Source organism: Bradyrhizobium sp. SRS-191 (assembly GCF_024586915.1).
Lineage (GTDB): Bacteria > Pseudomonadota > Alphaproteobacteria > Rhizobiales > Xanthobacteraceae > Bradyrhizobium.
Map to the genome: position 1 here is coordinate 52,801 of NZ_JANBVS010000025.1, position 21,243 is coordinate 74,043.

The 21,243-nt window shown below is 65.3% G+C and carries 18 protein-coding genes; 11 read left to right on the forward strand and 7 right to left on the reverse strand.

Going from position 1 to position 21,243, the window contains the following annotated elements; translation table 11 throughout:
* Positions 1–28: 28 nt before the first annotated feature.
* Positions 29–1,303 carry an FAD-binding oxidoreductase gene (locus tag NLR35_RS30775; protein WP_257170294.1) on the reverse strand — a complete coding sequence of 425 codons (1,275 nt, stop codon included), beginning with the start codon at positions 1,301–1,303 and terminating at the stop codon, positions 29–31.
* A 14-nt stretch (positions 1,304–1,317) separates the two neighbouring features.
* Positions 1,318–1,986 carry a haloacid dehalogenase type II gene (locus NLR35_RS30780; protein WP_257170295.1) on the reverse strand — a complete coding sequence of 223 codons (669 nt, stop codon included), beginning with the start codon at positions 1,984–1,986 and terminating at the stop codon, positions 1,318–1,320.
* Positions 1,987–2,154: 168 nt separating this feature from the next.
* On the opposite strand from NLR35_RS30780, the gene NLR35_RS30785 reads away from it, so the two are divergent.
* From NLR35_RS30785 to NLR35_RS30815, 7 genes are all read left to right on the forward strand, one after another.
* Positions 2,155–3,021, forward strand: coding sequence for a GNAT family N-acetyltransferase (locus tag NLR35_RS30785; RefSeq protein WP_257170296.1), 867 nt, complete (start codon positions 2,155–2,157; stop codon positions 3,019–3,021).
* 13 nt (positions 3,022–3,034) lie between these two features.
* Positions 3,035–4,411: an aspartate aminotransferase family protein gene (locus tag NLR35_RS30790; protein ID WP_257170297.1), complete on the forward strand. Its 1,377-nt coding sequence runs from the start codon at positions 3,035–3,037 to the stop codon at positions 4,409–4,411.
* A 167-nt stretch (positions 4,412–4,578) separates the two neighbouring features.
* Positions 4,579–5,298 carry an HAD-IA family hydrolase gene (locus NLR35_RS30795; RefSeq protein ID WP_257170298.1) on the forward strand — a complete coding sequence of 240 codons (720 nt, stop codon included), beginning with the start codon at positions 4,579–4,581 and terminating at the stop codon, positions 5,296–5,298.
* Between the two features lie 52 nt (positions 5,299–5,350).
* On the forward strand, positions 5,351–6,958 hold the full coding sequence (locus NLR35_RS30800; protein WP_257170299.1) for an ABC transporter substrate-binding protein: 1,608 nt from the start codon (positions 5,351–5,353) through the stop codon (positions 6,956–6,958).
* Positions 6,959–7,046: 88 nt separating this feature from the next.
* Positions 7,047–7,997 carry an ABC transporter permease gene (locus NLR35_RS30805; RefSeq protein WP_257170300.1) on the forward strand — a complete coding sequence of 317 codons (951 nt, stop codon included), beginning with the start codon at positions 7,047–7,049 and terminating at the stop codon, positions 7,995–7,997.
* The gene (locus tag NLR35_RS30810; protein WP_257170301.1) at positions 7,994–8,860 is read left to right on the forward strand and encodes an ABC transporter permease; all 867 of its coding nucleotides are present in this window, start codon (positions 7,994–7,996) and stop codon (positions 8,858–8,860) included. The genes NLR35_RS30805 and NLR35_RS30810 overlap by 4 nt, the downstream gene beginning before the upstream one ends.
* Positions 8,861–10,516 (forward strand): ABC transporter ATP-binding protein, encoded by a 1,656-nt coding sequence (locus NLR35_RS30815; RefSeq protein ID WP_257170302.1) that lies wholly within the window; start codon positions 8,861–8,863, stop codon positions 10,514–10,516.
* Between the two features lie 8 nt (positions 10,517–10,524).
* Here the strand turns inward: NLR35_RS30815 and NLR35_RS30820 are convergent, their stop codons facing one another.
* Positions 10,525–11,001: an Lrp/AsnC family transcriptional regulator gene (locus NLR35_RS30820; RefSeq protein ID WP_257170303.1), complete on the reverse strand. Its 477-nt coding sequence runs from the start codon at positions 10,999–11,001 to the stop codon at positions 10,525–10,527.
* Positions 11,002–11,241: 240 nt separating this feature from the next.
* On the opposite strand from NLR35_RS30820, the gene NLR35_RS30825 reads away from it, so the two are divergent.
* Positions 11,242–12,567: an FAD-binding oxidoreductase gene (locus NLR35_RS30825; RefSeq protein WP_257170304.1), complete on the forward strand. Its 1,326-nt coding sequence runs from the start codon at positions 11,242–11,244 to the stop codon at positions 12,565–12,567.
* Between the two features lie 54 nt (positions 12,568–12,621).
* Here the strand turns inward: NLR35_RS30825 and NLR35_RS30830 are convergent, their stop codons facing one another.
* The 4 genes from NLR35_RS30830 to NLR35_RS30845 all read right to left on the reverse strand — a co-directional run bounded on the left by NLR35_RS30830 (position 12,622) and on the right by NLR35_RS30845 (position 17,345).
* Positions 12,622–13,602, reverse strand: coding sequence for an ABC transporter permease (locus NLR35_RS30830; protein ID WP_257170305.1), 981 nt, complete (start codon positions 13,600–13,602; stop codon positions 12,622–12,624).
* On the reverse strand, positions 13,599–14,579 hold the full coding sequence (locus NLR35_RS30835) for an ABC transporter permease (RefSeq protein WP_257170306.1): 981 nt from the start codon (positions 14,577–14,579) through the stop codon (positions 13,599–13,601). The genes NLR35_RS30830 and NLR35_RS30835 overlap by 4 nt, the downstream gene beginning before the upstream one ends.
* Positions 14,576–16,117: a sugar ABC transporter ATP-binding protein gene (locus NLR35_RS30840; RefSeq protein WP_257170307.1), complete on the reverse strand. Its 1,542-nt coding sequence runs from the start codon at positions 16,115–16,117 to the stop codon at positions 14,576–14,578. Before NLR35_RS30840 ends, NLR35_RS30835 begins: the two co-directional genes overlap by 4 nt.
* 88 nt (positions 16,118–16,205) lie before the next feature.
* Positions 16,206–17,345 (reverse strand): sugar ABC transporter substrate-binding protein, encoded by a 1,140-nt coding sequence (locus NLR35_RS30845; RefSeq protein WP_257170308.1) that lies wholly within the window; start codon positions 17,343–17,345, stop codon positions 16,206–16,208.
* A gap of 487 nt (positions 17,346–17,832) precedes the next feature.
* Here NLR35_RS30845 and NLR35_RS30850 point away from each other — a divergent pair, with 487 nt between their 5' ends.
* From NLR35_RS30850 to NLR35_RS30860, 3 genes are all read left to right on the forward strand, one after another.
* A complete protein-coding gene (locus tag NLR35_RS30850) occupies positions 17,833–19,086 on the forward strand; it encodes an ABC transporter substrate-binding protein (protein ID WP_257170309.1) in 1,254 nt (417 codons plus the stop codon).
* A 125-nt stretch (positions 19,087–19,211) separates the two neighbouring features.
* Positions 19,212–20,033, forward strand: coding sequence for an AraC family transcriptional regulator (locus NLR35_RS30855; RefSeq protein WP_257170310.1), 822 nt, complete (start codon positions 19,212–19,214; stop codon positions 20,031–20,033).
* A gap of 199 nt (positions 20,034–20,232) precedes the next feature.
* Complete coding sequence (locus tag NLR35_RS30860) at positions 20,233–21,243, forward strand: branched-chain amino acid ABC transporter permease (RefSeq protein WP_257170311.1); 1,011 nt, start codon at positions 20,233–20,235, stop codon at positions 21,241–21,243.

The window sequence follows — 21,243 nt, forward strand, 5'->3', positions numbered from 1 at the left end:
GGCTGCACGAGCGGCTGTCCGCGACAGCTCAGCGGATCCAGTCCAAGGCCTTGTAGTACGCGCCGACGAACGGCAGAAACCATGGCTTGCCGAAATGGCCGGGTACGACCGGCCAGCCGGCCTCCTTCATCGGATTGCGGTCGGGCCGGCCGAGCATGGCATCGGCCATGATCATGCCGAGATGGGTCGAAAGCTGCGCGCCGTGGCCGGAATAGCCCATCGCATACCACACGCCGTCCTGGCGGCCGGCACGCGGATAACGGTCGGCCGTCATGTCGACGAGCCCGCCCCAGCAATAGTCGATATCGATGCCTTTGAGCTGCGGGAACATCCGTTCCATCGCGTCGCGCAGGATCGCGCCGCTCCTGGCGTCCGACTGCTGATCCGAGGTCGCCGAGAAACGGGCGCGGCCGCCGAAGATCAGGCGGTTGTCCGGCGATAGACGGAAGTAGTTGCCGATGTTCATCGAGTTGACGTAGGTGCGGTGGCCCGGCAGCACCGAAGCCGCCTCGGCCGCCGTCAGGGGGCGGGTTGCGATGATGAAGCTGCCGACGGCGATGATGCGGCGGCGGAAGTAGCTGAAGGTCGACGGGGTATAGGCGCCGGTCGCAAGCAGCACCTGATCGGCTCGCACCGTGCCTTTGGCGGTAGTCAGGCGAAACCCCTTGGCCTCGGGGACCTGCTCGGTGACCGCGGCGTGCTCGACGATGACGGCGCCGCGGCGGCTTGCAGCCGTGGCGAGGCCGGCTGCGAAGCGGCCCATATGCATCATCGCGCTCTTCCTAAACAGCATGGCGCCATGGAAGGGCGAACCGATCTCCGATTCCAGATCTGCCGCCGAGAGCAGTGCCGTGTCCGGATCGACCTCGCGGTTGATGGCCTCGAAATTCCGGGCGATCGCATCGAAATGGGCGGGCTTGGACGCCAGCTTGAGCTTGCCGGAGCGGCGGAAATCGCAGGCGATGTTCTCCTCCGCGATCAGGCGCTCGAGCGTGTCGATCGACTCGTCGAACGCCTTGTAGAGGGCGATCGCGCGCTCGGCGCCAAGCTCGGCCTTCGCGGCCGGATAGCTGTGCGCCAAGCCGTTGTTGAGATGCCCGCCATTGCGGCCCGACGCGCCCGAGCCGACGGAACCGGCTTCGAGCACGATGACCTTGGCGCCGGCCTTGGCGAGCTGCAGCGCGGCGCCGAGGCCGGTGAAGCCGCCACCGATCACGGCGACGTCGTAATGCCCCTCCACGGGCCCGGTGTGACCGCCGAAAAATGCGGCCGCAGTATCGCGCCAGTAGGAGACATACTTCATCGCGGGCACTCTGCTTAAAGACCGAACACGCCGGGCAGTTCGGAGACGTCCTTGATCTCGGTGTAGCCGTAGTAGGGATTGGCCGGCTCGTGGCCGCGGTTGACCCAGACCTTGCTCTTGATGCCGAGGTCGTGCGCCGTCATGAGATCGTAGCGGAACGAGGAGGAGCAGTGCGTGATGTCCTCAGGGCCGCAGCCGAGCATGTCGAACATGTATTCGAAGCCGCGCATCCGCGGCTTGTAGGACTGCGCCTGCTCGGCGGTGAACACGGCATGGAAGGGGGCGCCGAGCTTGGCGACGTTCGAGGGGATCTGCCCGTTCATGGCGTTGGAGAGAATAACCAGCGGAATTTCCTTCGCCAGCTTGGCGAGCCCCGCCGGCACGTCCGGATGCGGTCCCCAGGTCGGCACGCGCTGATAGACCATCTCGGCGTCCTCCGGCTTGAACGGGATGCCGATCTTGCGACAGCTGCGGGCCAGCGCATTGCTGACGACCTCGGCATAGGGCTTCCAGGCGCCGAGGACTTCGTCGAGGCGATAGGCCGAGAAGACGCTGACGAACTCGTTCATCGCCGGCTCGGGGAGCGTTGCGCTGTAGAGATCGCGTGCGGCCTCAGCCATCTGGAAATTGGTCAGCGTGCCGTAGCAGTCGAAGGTTACGTATTTCGGACGAAAGCGGCTCATGGATCCTCACGCGGGCTATGATCTCGGCGTCCGATGATAGGCCGGCAGGCCAGCATAAGATGCGGCTTTGCCCCGGTTCTACGGCGGAAGATGTTGTTGGCATCAGCGCCTTCAGACGATTTGCCGGGGGATGCTCCCTCAGACTCCCGGTGGATTGGGAGTACATGCATGATGTCCAACGCCGCGAACCTGGTGGCTTTCAGCAGGGATCACCTGGATGCCGCGACGGAGTTGTCGCGTCAGGCCCGCTGGCCGCATCGCCGCGAGGATTGGCAGATGGCTCTTGCGCTCAGCAAGGGCTGCGTTGCGGTCCGCGCGGATACGCGCGTGATCGGGACCGTGCTGATGACGCCCTATGGCGGCGACGCCGGCACCATCAACATGGTCATCGTCGACGAGGCCGAGCGGGGGCAGGGGCTGGGACGACGCCTGATGCAGCAGGCGATGACGCTTGCGGGCGACCGCCGGCTGCAGCTCGTCGCGACCGAGGATGGCCTGCCGCTCTATGAGAAGCTCGGCTTCTGTCGGTCGGGCGAGATCGTCCAGCACCAGGGACATCTCGTGCAGGCGGTCGCGCAGTGCGATGCCGTGCGTGCGGCGACGACGGAGGACGTTGCCGCGATCACCGTGCTGGACGCTGCGGCGTTCGGCGCGGACCGCGGCGTACTGATTGCACATCTCGCTGTTGTCGGCGAGTTCGCGGTGCTCGAGCGAGACGGTCGATTGGCCGGCTTCGCGGCGCTGCGTCGCTTCGGCCGCGGCCTCGTGATCGGTCCGGTCGTCGGCGCGGGTCTCGACGACGCCAAGGCCCTTGTCGCGCACTTTCTTTCCGGGCGGCAAGGCGAATTCATCCGCGTCGACACCGCCATCGAGAGCGGGCTTGCGCCGTGGCTGACAAGCCTCGGCTTCGATCATGTCGGCGGCGGCATCGTCATGCGCCGCCCCGCGGCAAGGGACGGGACGCGGCCGTCCGCAACCTCATTTGCCTCGCCATTCGCCTCAACATTTGCCTTGGCCAGCCAGGCGTTCGGCTGAACCGGAGATCGTCATGCTCAGCAACTCGCTCATCGAACTCGATCGCGCCCATCTGGTGCACCCCGTCGCATCCTATCGCGGACATGAGGCCTCGGGCGCGCGGGTCCTCGCTTCGGCCAAGGGCGCTGTCGTCACGGACGCCTCCGGCCACCAGCTGGTCGATGGCTTCGCCGGCCTGTGGTGCGTCAATGCCGGCTATGGCCATGACAGCATCGTGGAGGCTGCGGCGCGGCAGATGCGCGAGCTGCCTTATGCGACCGGCTATTTCAGCCTCGCATCGGAGCCCGCCATCCGGCTCGCCGCGGCGTTGGCCGAGCGTGCGCCGGGCGATCTCAACCACGTCTACTTCACGCTGGGCGGCTCGGACGCGGTCGACAGCACGGTCCGCTTCATCCACTATTATTGGCACGCGAAGGGACAGAAGCAGCGCGACCAGTTCATCACGCTGCAGCAGGGTTATCATGGCTCCTCGACGGTCGGCGCCGGTCTGACGGCGTTGCCTGCCTTCCACACCAATTTCGGCGTGCCGCTGAGCTGGCAGCACAAGATCCCGTCGCATGATTGCTATCGCAATCCGGTCGGCAGCAATCCCGAGGCGATCATTGCGGCGTCGCTCGCCGCGCTCGAGGCCAAGATCGCCGAGGTGGGCGGGCCGCAGCGGGTGGCGGCGTTCTATGCCGAGCCGATCCAGGGCTCGGGCGGCGTGCTGGTGCCGCCTGACGGCTGGATGAAGGCGATGCGCGAGCGCTGCCGGCAGCATGGCATCCTGTTCGTTGCCGATGAGGTGATCACCGGATTCGGCCGCACCGGTCCCTTGTTTGCCTGCACCGATGACGACATCGTTCCCGACTTCATGACGGTGGCCAAGGGCCTGACCTCGGGCTATGTGCCGATGGGCGCGGTCCTGATGTCCGATCATGTCTATGGCGTGATCGCCGACGGGGCAGGGATGTCGGCGGTGGGGCACGGCTATACCTATTCGGCGCATCCGGTGAGCGCGGCCGTCGGCCTTGCCGTGCTCGAATTGTATGAAAGCGGTCTGCTGGAGAACGGCCGGCGTGCCGGTGCGCGGCTGATGGCCGGCCTGCGTGCGCTGCAGGATCACCCGCTGGTCGGCGACGTTCGCGGCCGTGGCCTGCTGGCGGCGATCGAGCTCGTCGTCGACAAGGAGCGCAAGACGCCGCTGCCGGCGAGCGCCGAGCCGTCGCGCCGCATCTTCGATCGCGCCTGGGCGAACGGGCTGGTCATCCGCGCCTTCCCGACGGGGGTGCTCGGTTACGCCCCGCCGCTGTGCTGCACCGATGCCGACATCGATGCCATCATCGAGCGGACCGCGCGGACGCTCGACCAGACCCTGGCCGACCCGGACGTCCGCCAAGCCATGGCGTGAAAGATGGCGTGAAAGCGGGCAAGGACCGCTCGCTGCTTATGCAGCAACGCCGATATGTCGGGGCCCGCTCCTATTCGCAATTTTCTGCCGTCGGGTCCCGGCAATTCGGAAGCTTTCGCCGAAACCCGGCTTCACACTAGGATCGACGACGCGGAAGGCCTCGCAGAATGACCCAGCTCGATCTCGCTCAATTCAGGTACCTGACCTTCGACGTGGTCGGCACGCTGATCGACTTCGAAGGCGGGATCGTCTCCAGCCTCGCCGAGATCGCGGCGGATGCGAACAGGGCTGTCGACGGCGAGCAGGCGCTCAGCCTGTACCGCGCTGCACGCTATGCCGCTGATGCCGACCGCTTTCCGGATGATCTCGTCCGCGTCTATGACATCATTGCCCCGCAGCTCGGTCTGCCCCGGCAGACCGCGCTCGGCGAACGTTTCCGTGATTCAGCCGCGCGCTGGAAAGCCTTTCCGGACAGCGCCGCAGCGATGGCCCGTCTCGCCAAGCGCTACAAGCTGATCGCGATGACGAACGCGCGGCGCTGGGCGATGGATCATTTCGAGCGCGCGCTGGGCTCGCCATTCCATGCAACCTTCACGGTCGACGACACCGGGACGGAGAAGCCGGATCCTGCCTTCTTCGCCCAGGTGCTCGCGTTTGTCGCGCGCGACGGCGGCAGCAAGTCCGAGATCCTGCATGTCGCGCAGAGCCAGTATCACGACATCGGCATCTCCCGTCAGCTCGGCATCGCCAATTGCTGGATCGAGCGCCGCCACGACAAGCAGGGCTATGGCGGCACAATCGAGCCGGCATCGTTCACCAGGCCGGATTTTCATTTCCGCTCGATGGCCGAGCTGGCCGACGCCGTGGACCACGTGCCCGCCACGTGAAGCGCGCGACTGACGAATTCATTCTGCCGGATCGAAACAGGGGACGGATGACATGAGCCACGAGATCTCCAACTGGACTGCTGCGGATGATGGGCTGGTCGAGGCTGCGATCCGGCGCGGCGCCTCGCGCCGCGATCTCCTGAAGATGATGCTCGCGAACGGCGTCGCATTCGCTGCCGGCAGCACCATCCTCGGCCGCGCCGAGCGCGCATTCGCGGCGAGCCCGAAGCGGGGCGGGGCGATCAAGGCGGCGGGATGGTCGACCTCGACGGCCGATACGCTTGATCCGGCCAAGGCCTCGTTGTCGACCGACTATGTTCGCTGCTGCTCGTTCTACAATCGGCTCACGACGCTGGACAAGAGTGGCGCGGCGCAGATGGAGCTTGCGGAGTCGATCGAGTCCCAGGATGCGCAGACCTGGACCGTGAAGCTCAAGAAGGGCGTCACCTTTCACGATGGCAAGCCGCTGACGGCGGCCGACGTCGTGTTCTCGCTGAAACGGCACCTCGACAAGGCGATCGGTTCGAAGGTCGCCAAGATCGCGGCGCAAATGACCGGCTTCAAGGCGGTCGACAAGACCACCGTCGAGATCACCTTGGCGAGCCCGAATGCCGACCTGCCGATGATCCTGGCGCTGCATCACTTCATGATCGTGGCCGACGGCACCACCGACTTCTCCAAGGCGAACGGCACCGGCGCCTTCGTTCGCGAGGTCTTCGAGCCGGGCGTGCGCTCCGTCGGCGTGCGCAACAAGAACTATTTCAAGGACGGTCCCTATCTCGACCAGGTCGAGTTCATCGCGATCACCGAGGAGAATGCGCGCGTCAATGCGTTGCTCTCCGGCGACATCCAGCTGGCCGCCAACATCAATCCGCGCTCGCTCCGGCTGATCGAGGGCAAGGAGGGGATCGCGCTGTCGAAGTCGACGAGCGGCAATTATACCGACCTCAACATCCGCCTCGACATGGCGCCGGGCAACAAGAAGGATTTCATCGATGGCATGAAGCACCTGGTGAACCGCGAGCAGATCGTCAAATCGGTGCTGCGCGGCTTCGGTGTCGTCGGCAACGACCAGCCGGTGTCGCCGGCCAACTTCTTCCACAACCCCGACCTGAAGCCCAAGCCGTTCGATCCGGACAAGGCGAAGTCGCTGTTCCAGAAGGCCGGTGTGCTCGGCACCTCGATTCCGGTCGTGACCTCGGAAGCCGCGAACTCCGCGATCGAGATGGCCATGGTGATCCAGGCCTCGGCGGCCGCGATCGGCCTCACGCTCGACGTGCAGCGCGTTCCCTCGGACGGCTATTGGGACAATTACTGGCTGAAGGCGCCGGTCCATTTCGGCAACATCAATCCGCGCCCGACGCCGGACATCCTGTTCTCGCTGCTCTACGCCTCCGAGGCGCCGTGGAACGAGAGCCGCTACAAGTCCGAGAAGTTCGACAAGATGATGCTCGAGGCGCGCGGCCTGCTCGACCAGGCCAAGCGCAAGCAGATGTATGCCGAGATGCAGGTGATGATCGCGGAGGAGGCGGGCACCATCGTGCCGGCCTACATCTCCAACATCGATGCCACCTCGTCGAAGCTGAAGGGCTTGGAGCCGAGCCCGCTCGGCGGCATGATGGGGTATGCCTTCGCTGAATATGTCTGGCTCGATTCGTGAATGCCGTTTGAGACGCGTAGCGCCGGTCACGCAGACCGGCGCCGCGGCAACGACCATCATCCGCTGACCAGGCTAACGGGCGCATCGTTTGAAACATCGGATCGTATCACTCGTCCTGTCCCGGCTGGCCCTCGCGCTGGTCACCGCGATCATTGTTTCATTCGCCGTGTTCTTCGCCACCGCAATGCTGCCGGGCGACACCGCCACGATCCTGCTCGGCCAGGCCGCGACGCCGGAAGCGGTCGAGGGCCTGCGCAAGGCGATGCATCTCGACGATCCCGCGATCTTCCGCTTCCTGCGCTGGCTCGCAGGCGTCGTGCATGGCGATCTCGGAGTCTCCTACGCCAACAACATGCCGGTGGCGAAGCTGATCGGCGGACGTCTGATCAACACGCTCAAGCTCGCAGGCCTCACCGCTGTCATCGCGGTGCCGCTGGCGCTGACGCTCGGCATCACCGCGGCGATGCTGCGCAATACGTTGTATGACCGCTGCCTCACCATCGCGATCATCGGTGTGGTGTCGGTTCCGGAGTTCATGATCGCGACGCTCGCCGTGCTGCTGTTCGCGGTCTATCTCAACTGGCTTCCGGCCGTGTCCTTCACCAGCGAGATCCGTACCGTCCATGATTTTGCCCGTGCCTATGCGATGCCGGTCGTCACGCTCACCATCGTGATCTCGGCGCAGATGATCCGGATGAGCCGGGCGGCCGTCGTCGAGACGCTGAATACGCCCTACGTCGAAATGGCGCTGCTGAAGGGCGCCTCGCGCGGCCGGATCGTGCTGCGCCACGCGCTGCCGAATGCGCTCGGGCCGATCGTCAACGCGGTCGCGCTGTCCTTGTCCTATCTCCTGGGCGGCGTCATCATCGTCGAGACGATCTTCAACTATCCCGGCGTCGCCAAGCTGATGGTCGATGCGGTGTCCACCCGCGACCTGCCGCTGATCCAGAGCTGTGCCATCATCTTCTGCTTCGGCTTCCTGCTGCTGACCACCACGGCGGACGTGATTGCCATCCTGTCGAATCCGAGGCTGCGATGACGAGCGTCACGACATCCGCCGGCCGCAAGCCTGGCCCCACGTCGCTGTTCGGCTACCGCATCAATGCGGTCGGCGTCGTCGGTGCGCTGATCGTGACGTTCTGGATCGTCGTGGCGTTCGCTGCGCCCATGATCATCCCGCATCCGGTCGGCGACATCGTCGACACCGACTATTTCGGTCCGATGAGCCGTGAGCTGTGGCTCGGCTCCGATTATCTCGGCCGCGACATGACCTCGCGCATCCTGATGGGCGCGCGCTACACGCTCGGCATTTCCGTGGCCTCGGTCATCATCGCCGGCGCGTCCGGCGTCACGCTCGGCATGATCGCCGCCATTACCGGCGGTGTCGTCGACATGGTGCTGAGCCGGCTGCTCGATGCGCTGAGCTCGATTCCGAGCAAGCTGTTCAGTCTCGTCGTCGTCGCGGCTGTCGGTTCGTCGATTCCCGTTCTCATCGTGACCATGGCCGTGATCTACATTCCCGGCGCCTATCGCTTCGCCCGCGCGCTCGCGGTCAACATCAACACCATGGATTTCGTCGTGGTCGCCCGCATCCGCGGCGAGAGCCTGTGGTACCTGATCCGTGCGGAAATCCTGCCCAACATCATCGGTCCCGTGCTGGTCGATCTCGGCTTGCGCTTCGTCTTCATCGTGCTGCTGCTCTCGGGGATGTCGTTCCTCGGCCTGGGCGTCAGGCCGCCTTACGCCGATTGGGGCGCGCTGGTGCGTGAGAACATCGGCGGGCTGCCCTATGCCGCGCCGGCGGTGATCTTTCCGTCACTGGCGATCGCGAGCCTGACGATTGCGATCAATCTCCTGATCGACAATCTGCCGACCAAGATCCGCGACCGGGAGGCGTCGTAGATGACGAGCCTGGTTCAGATCCGCGATCTGCGCGTCGAGGCCACCACCGACTCCGGCCGCACGATCGAGATCATAGGGGGCGTCGACCTCGACATCGCCGAGGGCGAGATCGTCGCGCTGATCGGCGAGAGCGGCTCGGGCAAGACCACCATGGCGATGAGCCTGATGGGCTATGCCCGCGCGGGCTGCAGGATCGTTGGCGGTTCGGTTGTGGTCGACGGCGTCGACATGGTGGCGCTGCCGGAGAAGGACAAAGCGGCGGTGCGCGGCGCCAAGATCGCCTATGTGCCGCAGAGCGCGGCCGCGGCGTTCAATCCGGCGATCCGCATCATGGACCAGGTCATCGAGGTCGTGCGCATCCACGGCGTGATGCCGCTGGAGGAGGCGCGCACCAAGGCGGTCGCACTGTTCCGCGCGCTGTCGCTGCCCAATCCCGACCGGATCGGCGATCGCTATCCGCACCAGGTGTCCGGCGGCCAATTGCAGCGGCTCGCAGCGGCCATGGCGCTGATCGCAAGCCCCAAGGTGCTGATCTTCGATGAGCCGACCACGGCGCTCGATGTCACCACCCAGGTCGAGGTGCTGCGTGCCTTCAAGTCGGTGATCTCGGCGCACTGCATCGCCGGCATCTATGTGTCGCACGATCTTGCGGTCGTCGCCCAGATCGCCGACCGCATCGTGGTGCTCAGGAATGGCGAGGTGCAGGAGAGCGGCACGACGGCCGACATTCTCGAGCGCGCGCAGCATCCCTATACGCGCCAGCTGCTGGCGGCCGTCGCGCCGGATCATGAGCCGCGGCGTGATGCGTCCGGGCCCACGGCCGAGGCGCTACTCGAGGTGCATGAGGTCTCGGTCGGCTACGGGCCGCTGCGCTCGGACGGCCAGCCTGCGATCGTCGCCGTCGACAATGTCAGCCTGCGCGTGGCGCGCGGGCGCAATCTCGGCATCATCGGTGAGTCCGGTTGCGGCAAGTCCACACTTGCGCGCGCCATTGCTGGAATCCTGCCGCCGTTCTCGGGAGGCGTCGTGTTCGACGGCCACGAGCTCGGGCGCAGCGCACGACATCGCAGCCCGGACCAGCTGCGCCAGGTGCAGATCGTATTCCAGCACGCCGACACGGCGCTCAATCCGGCGCATACGGTCGAGGACATTCTCGGGCGTCCGCTGACATTCTACCACGGCATGCCGCGCAAGCAGCGCAGCGGCCGCATCGACCAGCTGCTCGACATGGTAAAGCTGCCGCGCGCGTTGCGGCAGCGCCGGCCGGCCGAACTGTCGGGCGGGCAGAAGCAGCGCGTCAATTTTGCCCGCGCGCTCGCCGCCGATCCCAAGCTGATCATCTGCGACGAGATCACCTCGGCGCTCGACACCGTCGTTGCCGCGGCGGTCATCGATCTGCTCAAGGAGCTGCAGCGCGAGCTCGATCTCGCTTATGTCTTCATCAGTCACGATCTGTCGGTGGTGGAAGCGATCTGCGACGACATCGTCGTGATGTATCGCGGCCGCAAGATCGAGCAGATCACGCCCGAGGACATGGCGAAGCCGGAGCATCCCTATACGCAGCTGCTGCTGTCGTCGGTACCGAAGCTCGATCCGACCTGGCTGGATCATCTGCGCCAGGATCCCGAGCAGGTCCGCGCCTATTGCCAGCGTTGAGCGTGCGCCTACATCTGGAACAGGCTGGTCAGCGGCAGATAGGGCTTCACGATCGGCGATTTCAGCACGACGAAACTGAAATATTTCTCGATGCCGATGTCCATGTCGGTCAGCCGCTCCATGATCGTCTGATACTCGCCGATCCCCGCGGTGACGAACTTCATCATGTAGTCGTAGCCGCCGGAGACGAGGTGGCACTCGATCAGCTGGTCGATCTTCTCGACCGCGGTCAGAAACCGGGCGAAGTCGATCTGGCGATGGTTCTTCAGGGTGACCTCGGTGAAGACGGTCAGCGTCTGGCCGAGCTTGGAGACGCAAATCTGGGCCGAATAACCTTCGATATAGCCCTCCGCCTGCAGCTTCTTTACCCGCATCAAGCAGGGGCTCGGCGACAGGTTGACCAGTTCGGCCAATTCCACATTGGTGACGCGGCCGTTCTTCTGCAGTTCGTGCAGGATCTTGATGTCGATGCGATCGAGCTTCATGCCGCCGGGGTCCCGTGTCGCGAGGCGTCCTGGTCCCATTACAGCAGAAAATTCTGCGTTTGGGGGATTGAACTTCTGCAAAGCAAGAACGGGGCCGTATGTGTCCGGATTAAGCGATGCAAAACAATACACTGGGGACGTGGGGGCTTGCAGAACGATATGCCGTCCGGCTGTCGAATCCGATGCCCGAAGTGCCTGATACCGCTTTAACCTGTGTCAGCCGAAAGCCGGAGAAAACACATGCCCGCCCCCCTGGTGCACGTCGAGACATCGCCCACGCTGCCCGAGCGTGCAGACGCCGTGGTCATCGGCGGCGGCATCGTCGGCGTGTTCGCCGCTTATTACCTCGCGCGGCGTGGGCTCTCGGTCGCCTTGATCGAGAAGGGGCGGATCGGCGCCGAGCAGTCCAGCCGCAACTGGGGCTGGTGCCGGCAGCAGAACCGTGATGCGCGCGAGCTGCCGATGGCGACATGGAGCCTCGACCTCTGGGAGCGTTTTTCCGCCGAAAGCGGCGAGACGACCGGCTTCTCACGCTGCGGCCTGTTCTATCTGAGCAATGACGAGGCCGAGCTCGAGGGCTGGGCGCGCTGGGGCGAGTTCGCCAGGACGGCCGGCGTCACCACGCACATGCTGGACAGCCGGCAAGCTACCGAGCGCGGCGCAGCCACCGGGCGTAGCTGGAAGGGCGGCGTGTTCTCGCCGACCGACGGCACTGCCAGCCCCGCGGATGCGGCGCCGGCGGTGGCGCGCGCGATCCTGAAGCAGGGCGGCACGGTGCATCAGATGTGCGCGGTGCGCGGCATCGAGACCAGCGGCGGCCGGCTGTCGGCCGTCGTCACCGAGCGCGGCACGATCCGCACTCCGCTTGCGGTGCTGTCGGCGGGCGCGTGGGCCTCGTCGTTCTGCCATCAGCTCGGCGTCGCGCTGCCGATGGCCTCGATCCGCGCCTCGGCGCTCGCGCTGTCGCCGTCGGCGGAGCCGTTGCCGCCGGCGCTGCACACCGCCGCCGTTTCCATCACCAGGCGCGGCGATGGCGGACATACGGTCGCGATCAGCGGACGCGGTCGCGTCGATCCGACCCTGCAGCAGCTGCGCTTCGCGCCGCAGTTCCTGCCGATGTTCGCCAAGCGCTGGCGCAGCCTGCTGCCGGGCGGCCTCGAAGGCTTGCGCTCCGGACACGAGACGCTCGGTCGCTGGCGGCTCGATGAGCCGACCCCGATGGAGGTCACCCGCATCCTCGATCCCAAGCCGGACGGCGCCTCGATCCGCCTGATGCATGCACGCGCGCTTGAGCTGCTGCCGGCCCTGAAGCAGAGCCAGATCACGGCGACCTGGGCGGGCTATATCGATTCCACACCGGACGGCGTGCCTGCCATCGGCGAGCTCGCCGCGCTGCCCGGCCTGATCGTTGCCGCCGGCTTCAGCGGCCACGGTTTCGGCATCGGTCCGGGCGCCGGCCATCTCATCGCCGATCTCGCCACCGCTGCAACACCGATCGTCGATCCCCAGGCCTATGCACCCGAGCGCTTTGCGCGGCATGGCGGCACCAAGGTCGCGGACTTCTGAAACGAGCAAGGCCGGGTGCACGATAGACCGAGCGCCTGGCGGCTGCGCAGTTCGTCACGCCTTCTGGCGGCCGTAGATCAGCAGCATCAGGATGATCACTGCGCCGTAGATCAGCTGACGACCGGCTTCGCTGATCTGCATCACCGACAGGATCGATTGCAGCAGCGTGATCAGGATGACGCCGGCGATCGTGCCGAGATAGCTGCCGCGGCCGCCGAGGATATGCGTGCCGCCCAGCACGACGGCGGCAATCGAGGGCAGCAGATAGGCATCGCCCATCGACTGCGCCGCCTTTGACGCATAGCCCGCGAGCAGCACGCCGCCGAAGGCGGAGAGGGCGCCCGACAGCGCGAAGGCCAGCATCGTGATCCGGCGCGTGTCGATGCCCGAGAGATAGGCGGCGCGCTCGCGGTTGCCGATGGCGTAGATGGCGCGGCCGAAGGTGGTGCGCGACAGCAGCCAGATCGCCGCGCCGCCGATGATAGCCCAAGCCAGCACCGCATTGGGCAGGCCGGGCACGGCATTGCCGGTGGCGAGATAGCGCATCGCCTTCGAAGCGGAATCCTGCGGGGCAAAGCCGCCGGTGTAGGCGACCATCAGCCCTTGCGCGACCGCGTTGGTGGCCAGCGTGATGATCATCGAGGGAATGCGCAGATAGGCGACGCCGATGCCGTTGAGCAGGCCGATCGCGGCGCCGCAGAGGATGCCGCAGGGAATCGCGAGGATGGCGCCGGTCGTGCCATGCGCGGCGGCAGCGCAGGCCATCATCGCGCCCGATGTCACGACCCACGGCACGGAGAGATCGATCTGGCCGAGCAGGATCACCAGCATCATGCCGGTGGCGATCACGCCGAGGAAGCTCGCGACCTTCAGCTGCTGCAGCAGATAGTCCGGCGACAGGAAGCTGCGCGAGTACAGGCTGCCGACCAGCAGCAGCAGCACAATGCATCCGAACGAGGCGGCCACCGCCGGATCGATCCGGCGCAGCATGCCGGCGCCACGAGAGGCCGGCCGGGTTGCCGTTGCATCGCTCATCCGAACCACTCCAGCCGATTGCGCACGCGAAGCAGCCCGAACGCGCCGATGGAGACCGCGAGCATCAGCACGATCCCCTGGAACAGCGGCTGCCACAGCGGATCGAAGTCGAACACGAACAGGAGGTCGCCGATGGTGCGGAAGGCCAGCGCACCGAAGATCGCGCCGATCGCGCTGCCGCGTCCGCCCATCAGCGACACGCCGCCGAGCACCACCGCTGCGATCGAGAATAGCGTGTAGGCGTTGCCGCTCGCATAGGCGGCCTCGCCGGTGTAGGAGAAGAAGGTGAGGAACAGGCCGCCGATCGCCGACAATAGGCCGGCGAGCGTGTAGGCCATGAATTTGGCGGCGCGGATCGGTGCGCCGGACATGTAGGCCGCGACCTCCGACGAGCCGGTGGCGAAGGCGGCGCGGCCGATGACCGAGCAGCTATAGGGCACCCAGATCAGGACCGCCGTCGCGGCCAGCGCCACGAGGCTGGTCGGCAGCACGCCGAACAGGCGGCCCGTCAGCGCATCGGCCAGCGTCTCGTTGACGGCGCCGCCGGGATTGGGCCTGAGCATCAGCGCGACGCCGTAATACATCGCGCCGGTGGCGATGGTAGTCACGATCGGCTGCAGGCGGCCGAAGATCACGATCGCGCCGTTGATCATGCCGCACAGGATGCCCGTGCCCAGCACGCCGACGACCCCGAGCGCGGTCTCGGTGGCGGTGCCGACGACGATCCAGGAGGCGAGGCAATTGGTGAGCGTCAGGATCATGCCGACCGAGAGATCGATGCCGGCGGTGATCACCACGATCGCCTGCGCCATCGCGACGAAGGCGAGCAGGGTCGCCTTGTTGGACGCGGTCTGCACCATGTTGGCGCTGAAGCCGGCCGGATGGTTGGTCGCATAGATCAGGAACATCGCGACGAAGATGCCGATCGCGAGCAAGGTGCCGCGCTGCTCGGCGAGCCAGTACCGCCATTCGGTCATGTCAGACTCGCTTCCGCCAATTCGCCGTCGTCGACATTGAGGGCGCTGCTGACCAGCGCGCGCTCGGTGATCTCTGCGCCCGCGAGCTCACGCCTGACGGCGCCGTCATACATCACCAGTACGCGGTCGCAGCAGCCGATCAGCTCGTCATAATCGGTCGAATACAGCAGGACCGCGGCGCCCTCGTCAGCGAGGCGGCGCAGCAGCCGGTAGATCTCCTGCTTGGTGCCGACATCGATACCGCGGGTGGGATCGTTGAGCAGGATGATGCGCGGCTTGTTCATCAGCCATTTCGCGATCACGACCTTCTGCTGGTTGCCGCCGGACAGTGCGCTGACGGGAAGGTCAGGCGAGGCGGTCTTGATCTCGATCAGGCGGATCATCTCGTCGATCAAGGCCGATTGGCGCTGCCGGTCGATGATGCCGAATCGCGCGAAGCGGTCGAAGGCCGCGGCCGAAAGATTGTCGCGCACCGACATCGGCAGCATCAGCCCCTCGGTCTTGCGATCCTCCGGAATGAGCGCGAGGCCGATGCGCTCGGATTTGGCGGCGACGGGGCTGTCGATCGCAGCCTTGTCGCCATCGATGAGAATGTCGCCGCTGGTGTCGCGGAGCACGCCGAACAGCGCCAGCAGCAATTCGCGCTGGCCCTGGCCGTCGAGGCCGCCGAGACCGATGATCTCGCCGGCATGCAGCGAGAAGGAGATGTCCTTGAGCCGGTCGCCCCAGCGGAGCTTTTTGCATTGCAGGGCCGGTGGCCGCCCGTCGGGCTTACGCGCCGGCTTGTCCGGAAAGACATGCTTGTACTCGCGGCCGATCATCAGCTCGATCACCTCGGCATCCGTCCTGGTGCCGGCGGCGAAGGTCGAGATGCGGCGGCCGTTACGGAAGACGCTGCAGTCGTCGGCGAGCTCGGCGATCTCATGCATGCGGTGGGAGATGTAGAGCAGCGCGAGGCCTTCGCTGCGCAGCCGCTTCAGCACCTCGAACACCTTGGTGACGTCGGAGGCCGTCAGCGCCGATGTGGCCTCGTCGAGGATCAGGATCTTCGGCTGCCGTGCCAGCGCCTTCGCGATCTCGACCATCTGCCGGCGCGACAACGGCAGGTCCCTGACCAGCGCGCGCGGGTGAATGTCGCCGGCACCGGCGCGATGCAGCGCCTCCTCAGCGATGCGCCGCTGGGCGCGCCGGTCGATCATGCCGAGCCGCGTCGGCGGATGAGAGATCATGATGTTGTCGGCGACCGACAGATCGGGGATCAGCGACAGTTCCTGGAAGATGCAGACGATCCCGGCGTCGTTTGCCGCCGAAGGACTGGCGAAGGCGACCTCGCGTCCCCCGAGTGTCATGCGGCCTTCGTCCGGCGCGACCACGCCGACCATGAGCTTGATCAAGGTCGACTTGCCGGCGCCGTTCTCGCCGAGAATGGCGTGGATGCGCCCAGGGTGAACCTCGAGGTCCGCCCGGTCCAGCGCGACCACGCCGCCATAGCGCTTTGACAGCCCTTCGGCGCGAAACAGCGGCTCGGCCGCGATCATGATACTCTCTTCCTCAGCGCTGGCGCGACAGTCACATCCCGATCCGCCGCGCCATCCATCGCACGGCGCGGCGGCTTCGGGCCTCGTACTACTGATTTTCCTTCGACTGGCCCATGATCTCCTGCGCCGTGAAGTTGATGCCGCAGGTCGGGAAGGAGTTGCCGACGAAGAAGTTGTCGGACTGCGACGGGAAGTAGTCCTCATCCTTCTTGAAGTTGGGGTCCTCGACGACCGCAAGCGGCAGCTTGACCGATTGCGGCACCACCTTGCCTTCGAGAGCTGCGAGCGCAACCTTGATCGCAACCGCGACCTGCGCGGGACCGGTACCGGCCGAGGAACACTTCAGGCCTTCCGATGACTTGGCAGCGCAGAACTTGCGGAAGCCGTTCTCGGTCTCGCCGCCGAACGGCACCATCTCGTGCTTGGCGTCGAGCATCGCCTGCACGATGCCGGTGTCGCCGCCCTGGCCGGAGATCGCATCGAACGGGCCATTGGTGGCGATCGCATCGGCCGTTGCCTTCTGGGCGACACCGTCGTCCCATTTGCCGACGACTTCGGTGGTCTGCCACTTCTTGCCGGAACCGCTCAGGATGGATTGGAAGCCGTTGTGCCGGTCGGTGTCGACCGAGGTGCCGGCGACGCCGCGCACTTCGAGCACCTTGCCGCCATTTGGCACGTTCTTGACCAGCCACTTCGCCCAGAGCTCGCCGAGGCCCTTCTGGTCGACGTTGACGTTGATCGCATCTTCCGTGGCGAGAATGTTGTCGAAAGCGACGAGGATCACGCCGGCCTGCTTGGCGCGCTTGATCACCGGGCCGAACGCCGTCGGGTTCTGCGCGTTGACGACGATGGCGTCATAGCCGGAGTCGATGAAATTGTTGATCGCCGAGATCTGCGCCGGCACGTCCTCGCCGGTCGAGACCACCTTGAATTCCTTCAGCTTGGCCTTCACCTCCGGCTGCGCCGCATAGGCCTTCGCCGTCTGGATCATCTGGATGCGCCAGGTGTTGGCGATGTAGCCATTGGCGAGCGCGATGCGGTAGGGACCCTTCTTGGCGGGATACTTGAAGAACTTGGTGTCGCCGGTCCACGGCACCATGCATTCGGGCTCGGCCGCGGGACCCTTGACCATTTCCGGCTCTGCAAGCGCCTTGCTCGCGAACGCCGAAAGCAGCACCAGCGATGCACAGGTCGCAAGGCATCGCGCCTTCATCGATTTGGAAGACATTCGTGACCTCCCCATTGTTGCAGCGCCAATCATTGACGCATGTGCGAGACGCCTCACTTGTTCTTGGAGGTTGTTCGAGCGTCGCTCGTCGTCTCAACGATCGCAGCGATACTGGCCAATGACAGCGCTGTCAATTACCGGCGCGCGGCTTCTGTCGTGCGAGCTGACGCGAAGGGTATTGCCCATTGAAGCCTTTGTTGATGCCTCAGAAGTGGCCGACTCACACCGCGTCCTGCGCGCATCCCTGATGTCAGCGCTACCACGGCGGCATTTTTGCGTCGCATCGAGGAAAATGAGACTGCCCGTCAAGGTGGCGGCTGGCCGCGCGATCCGGTGCAGCGCGGCGTCAGCTAGCCTTCGCAGCGATGGGGCTCACCCTGCTTACCAGACATGGTGAGGAGACGGTGGGGCCTGCCGCTAATACGGCCAGCAACGACTGGCCGGCACAATCGTGTGCTCCAGCAATGGGCGACAAGGGAGGAGTTCGATGCACATGCGACGCGTGGGGTTCGCCGTGGTCACGGCGCTTTTGCTGTCCGGTACGGCTGCGTTCGCTCAGGAGAAGATCAAGGTCGGAGTCACGGCGACGCTCGAGGGCACCTATACGGTTCTCGGCGAGGACGGCATGCGCGGCCATGTCACTGCGCTGAACGTGCTTGGCAAGAAGGTCGGCGACAAGGAGCTGGAATTCGTCGTTGCTTCGACCGATGCCACGCCTGACTCGGCAGTGCGCGCCGTGCGCAAGCTGATCGAGCAGGACAAGGTGCAGATCCTGCTGTCGCCGCTGTCGGGCGACGAAGGCATCGCGGTCAAGAATTTCGCCAAGACGCATCCCGAGCTGACCTTCGTCAATGCGGCCTCCGGCGCGCAGGAAACGACCTACGTCGATCCGGCGCCGAACTTCTTCCGCTTCAACATGGACGGCGCGCAGTGGCAGGTCGGCCTCGGCAAATATGCCTACGAGACCAAGGGCTATCGCAAGATCGCGACCGTGGGGGAGGACTACTCCTTCATCTACACCCAGGTGTTCGGTCTGGCGCTCGAGTTCTGCGGCCTCGGCGGCAAGATCTCGAGCCGGCAGTGGGTCCCGCTCGGCACCAAGGACTTCGCCTCGGTCATCGCCGCGCTGCCCGACGATGTCGACGCGATCTATCTTGGCCTCGGCGGCGCCGACGCGGTGAACTTCCTCAATCAGTACCAGCAGGCAGGCGGCAAGGCGCATCTGATGGGTGGCTCGATCATGATCGACCAGACCATCCTGTCGTCCAAGGGGAACGCCAAGAACGCGCTGATCGGCACGATCGCGGCGTCGGGCCAGGCCGATACCTGGGAGGATCCGCGCTGGCAGAAGTTCGTCAAGGCGTATCAGGACTCGTTCCCGCCGGAGAAGCGCTTCCCGAGCCCGTCGCTGCTGGCGACCAACTACTATGACTCGACCATGGCCCTCATTCTCGCGCTGCGTGAGGTCAATGGCGATCTGTCCGACAACCAGTCCAAGCTGAAGGCGGCCCTGGCCAAGATCGAGATCGATGCGCCCAACGGCAAGATCAAGCTCGACTCCAACCGCCAGGCCATCGGCACCAACTTCGTCACCGAAGTGGTTGATGACGGCAAGGGCGCGCTGTTCAGCAAGGTCGTGAAGGTGATCCCCGACGTCAACCAGACACTGGGTTATGATGCGGCCACCTTTGCCAAGATCGGGCTGCCAAGCCGGACCGTGCCTGAATGTAAGAAGTACTGACCAATCGGGGTCAGCAACTCACGCGGCCGGAGGCTTGCTCCGGCCGCGTCGTCGCGTCGCTTGCTTTCTGTGCAGCAATGGCCGACGCTGACGAATAATCAAAAAGTCATATCGGTGGGGAAGTGATGAGTAGGGCGCTTGCCGTCTTTCATGCCCGCTTCGGTCGCGCGACGGTCTATCAGCTCAATCGGCCGTTCAATGTGCATGCCCATCGCGAGGGGCATCTGATCTTTCACGTGGGCGGAACCCCGGCCAACATCGATGTCTGCGATCAGCGCCATGTCATCGGCGAGGACTCGATCGTCGCGGTCAATCCATGGGAACCGCATAATTTCCTGCCGAACGATATCGACAACGGCGCGATCTTCTTCGTGCTCTACGTCAATGCCGAATGGTTCGCGCCGCCAGCCATGCGCGAGGGCCTGAAATTCGGACGGACCTGGTTCCGCCGCACCGCCGCGCTCGACCGCTGCATTCGTCGCACCGCCGCGCTCGTCTGTGGCGCGCCATCGCTCGGCTGCCTGGATGGCGAGCTGCGCCAGCTGATCGAAAGCTGCTACGAGGAGAGCTGGCGTGTTTCCGAGCTGACGCCGGAGCGGCCAAGCACCGAGGTGACCGATTTCCGGGTCCGCAAGTGCATCAAGCTGATGTCGGACAGCCCCTGTGCCGAGATCGAGCTCGATCACATCGCGCGGGAATCGGGACTGTCGCGCCCGCATTTCTATCGTCTGTTCCGCAGCCAGACCGGCGTGACGCCGAACCTGTATCTGAACACGCTGCTGATGGAGCGGGCGCTGGACGCAATCGTCGCAACGGAGTCGCCCATTGCCGACATCGGCTTCGATCTCGGCTTCTCGTCGCAGAGCGGCTTCACCCGCTTCTTTGCAGGCAATGTCGGCATGGCGCCGACCGATTATCGCCGCGCTGCAAAAGTGCTGCGGTCCTGACGTGCTGCTGCGCATCGCGCGAAAAGAGACTGTCGATCAAACAGGCGTTCTCGTCTGCGGCTAGTCTTGTCGCAGCGTGATCCGGCAAGGGATCCGACGAGGGAGGACCTGCGATGGCCGGCGTCACCGGCGATCTTCGGCTGCACGCGCGACGCCGTTGTGACGACGGCGCCGGTCTCGCCGACGCGAGGGGATGCCGATGAGCCGCTTCATCGAGCGTCACCCGATCTGGTCCCTCGTCATTCTGCTCGCCGTCGCGTGTCTCGCTTGGCTCATCATCGCGGTATGGCCGCCGGGGCTGGAAGAGGCTGTTGGCCGCAAGAAGGTGTTTCTGAGCGCGGTGTTCAACGGCATCACGTTGGGTGGACTCTACTTTCTGGTCGCCAGCGGTTTCACCCTGATCTTCGGCCTGATGCGCAACGTCAACCTCGCGCACGGCTCGCTGTATCTGTTCGGCGGCTATGTCGGCTACGGCATCTCGACCGCGACCGGCTCGTGGATCCTGGCTTTCATTGCGGCCTTCATCGTTGTCGCTGTCGTCGGCGTGCTGCTTCAGCTGCTCGTGTTTCGCCGCATGGAGGGGCAGGATCTGCGGCAGACCATGGTGACGATCGGGCTCTCGATCGTGTTTGCGGATCTGATGCTGTGGGCGTTCGGCGGTGACTTCTATCAGATCCAGACGCCGGCCTGGCTGGTCGGACCGGTCCAGCTGCCGCTGATGACCGCAATGAAGTCGTCCGGCGAGGCGGTGTTCCTGCAATATCCGCTGGTGCGGCTCGTGATCTTCTGCGGCTCGGTGGTGATCGGCGTGCTGATGTGGCTCGCGTTGAACCGCACGCGCGTCGGCATGATCGTCCGCGCCGGCGTCGACGATCGCGAAATCCTCGCCGCGACCGGCGTGCAGATCCAGCTCGTGTTCGTCCTGGTGTTCGCGTTGGGTGCGGGATTGGCCGGCATCGCCGGCGTGGTCGGCGGGACCTTCCAATCGATCTCGCCGGGCGAGGATACGCGCTTCCTTCTCGCGTCGCTGGTCGTGGTCATCGTCGGCGGCATGGGATCGATCCCGGGCGCGGCGCTCGGCGCCGTCATCATCGGGCTCGCCGAGCAGCTCGGCTCGGTCTACATCCCGACCTATGCGATCGTCGTGACGTTCCTGATCATGGTCCTGGTGCTCGCGCTGCGGCCTCAGGGCCTGTTGGCGAGGCGCTGA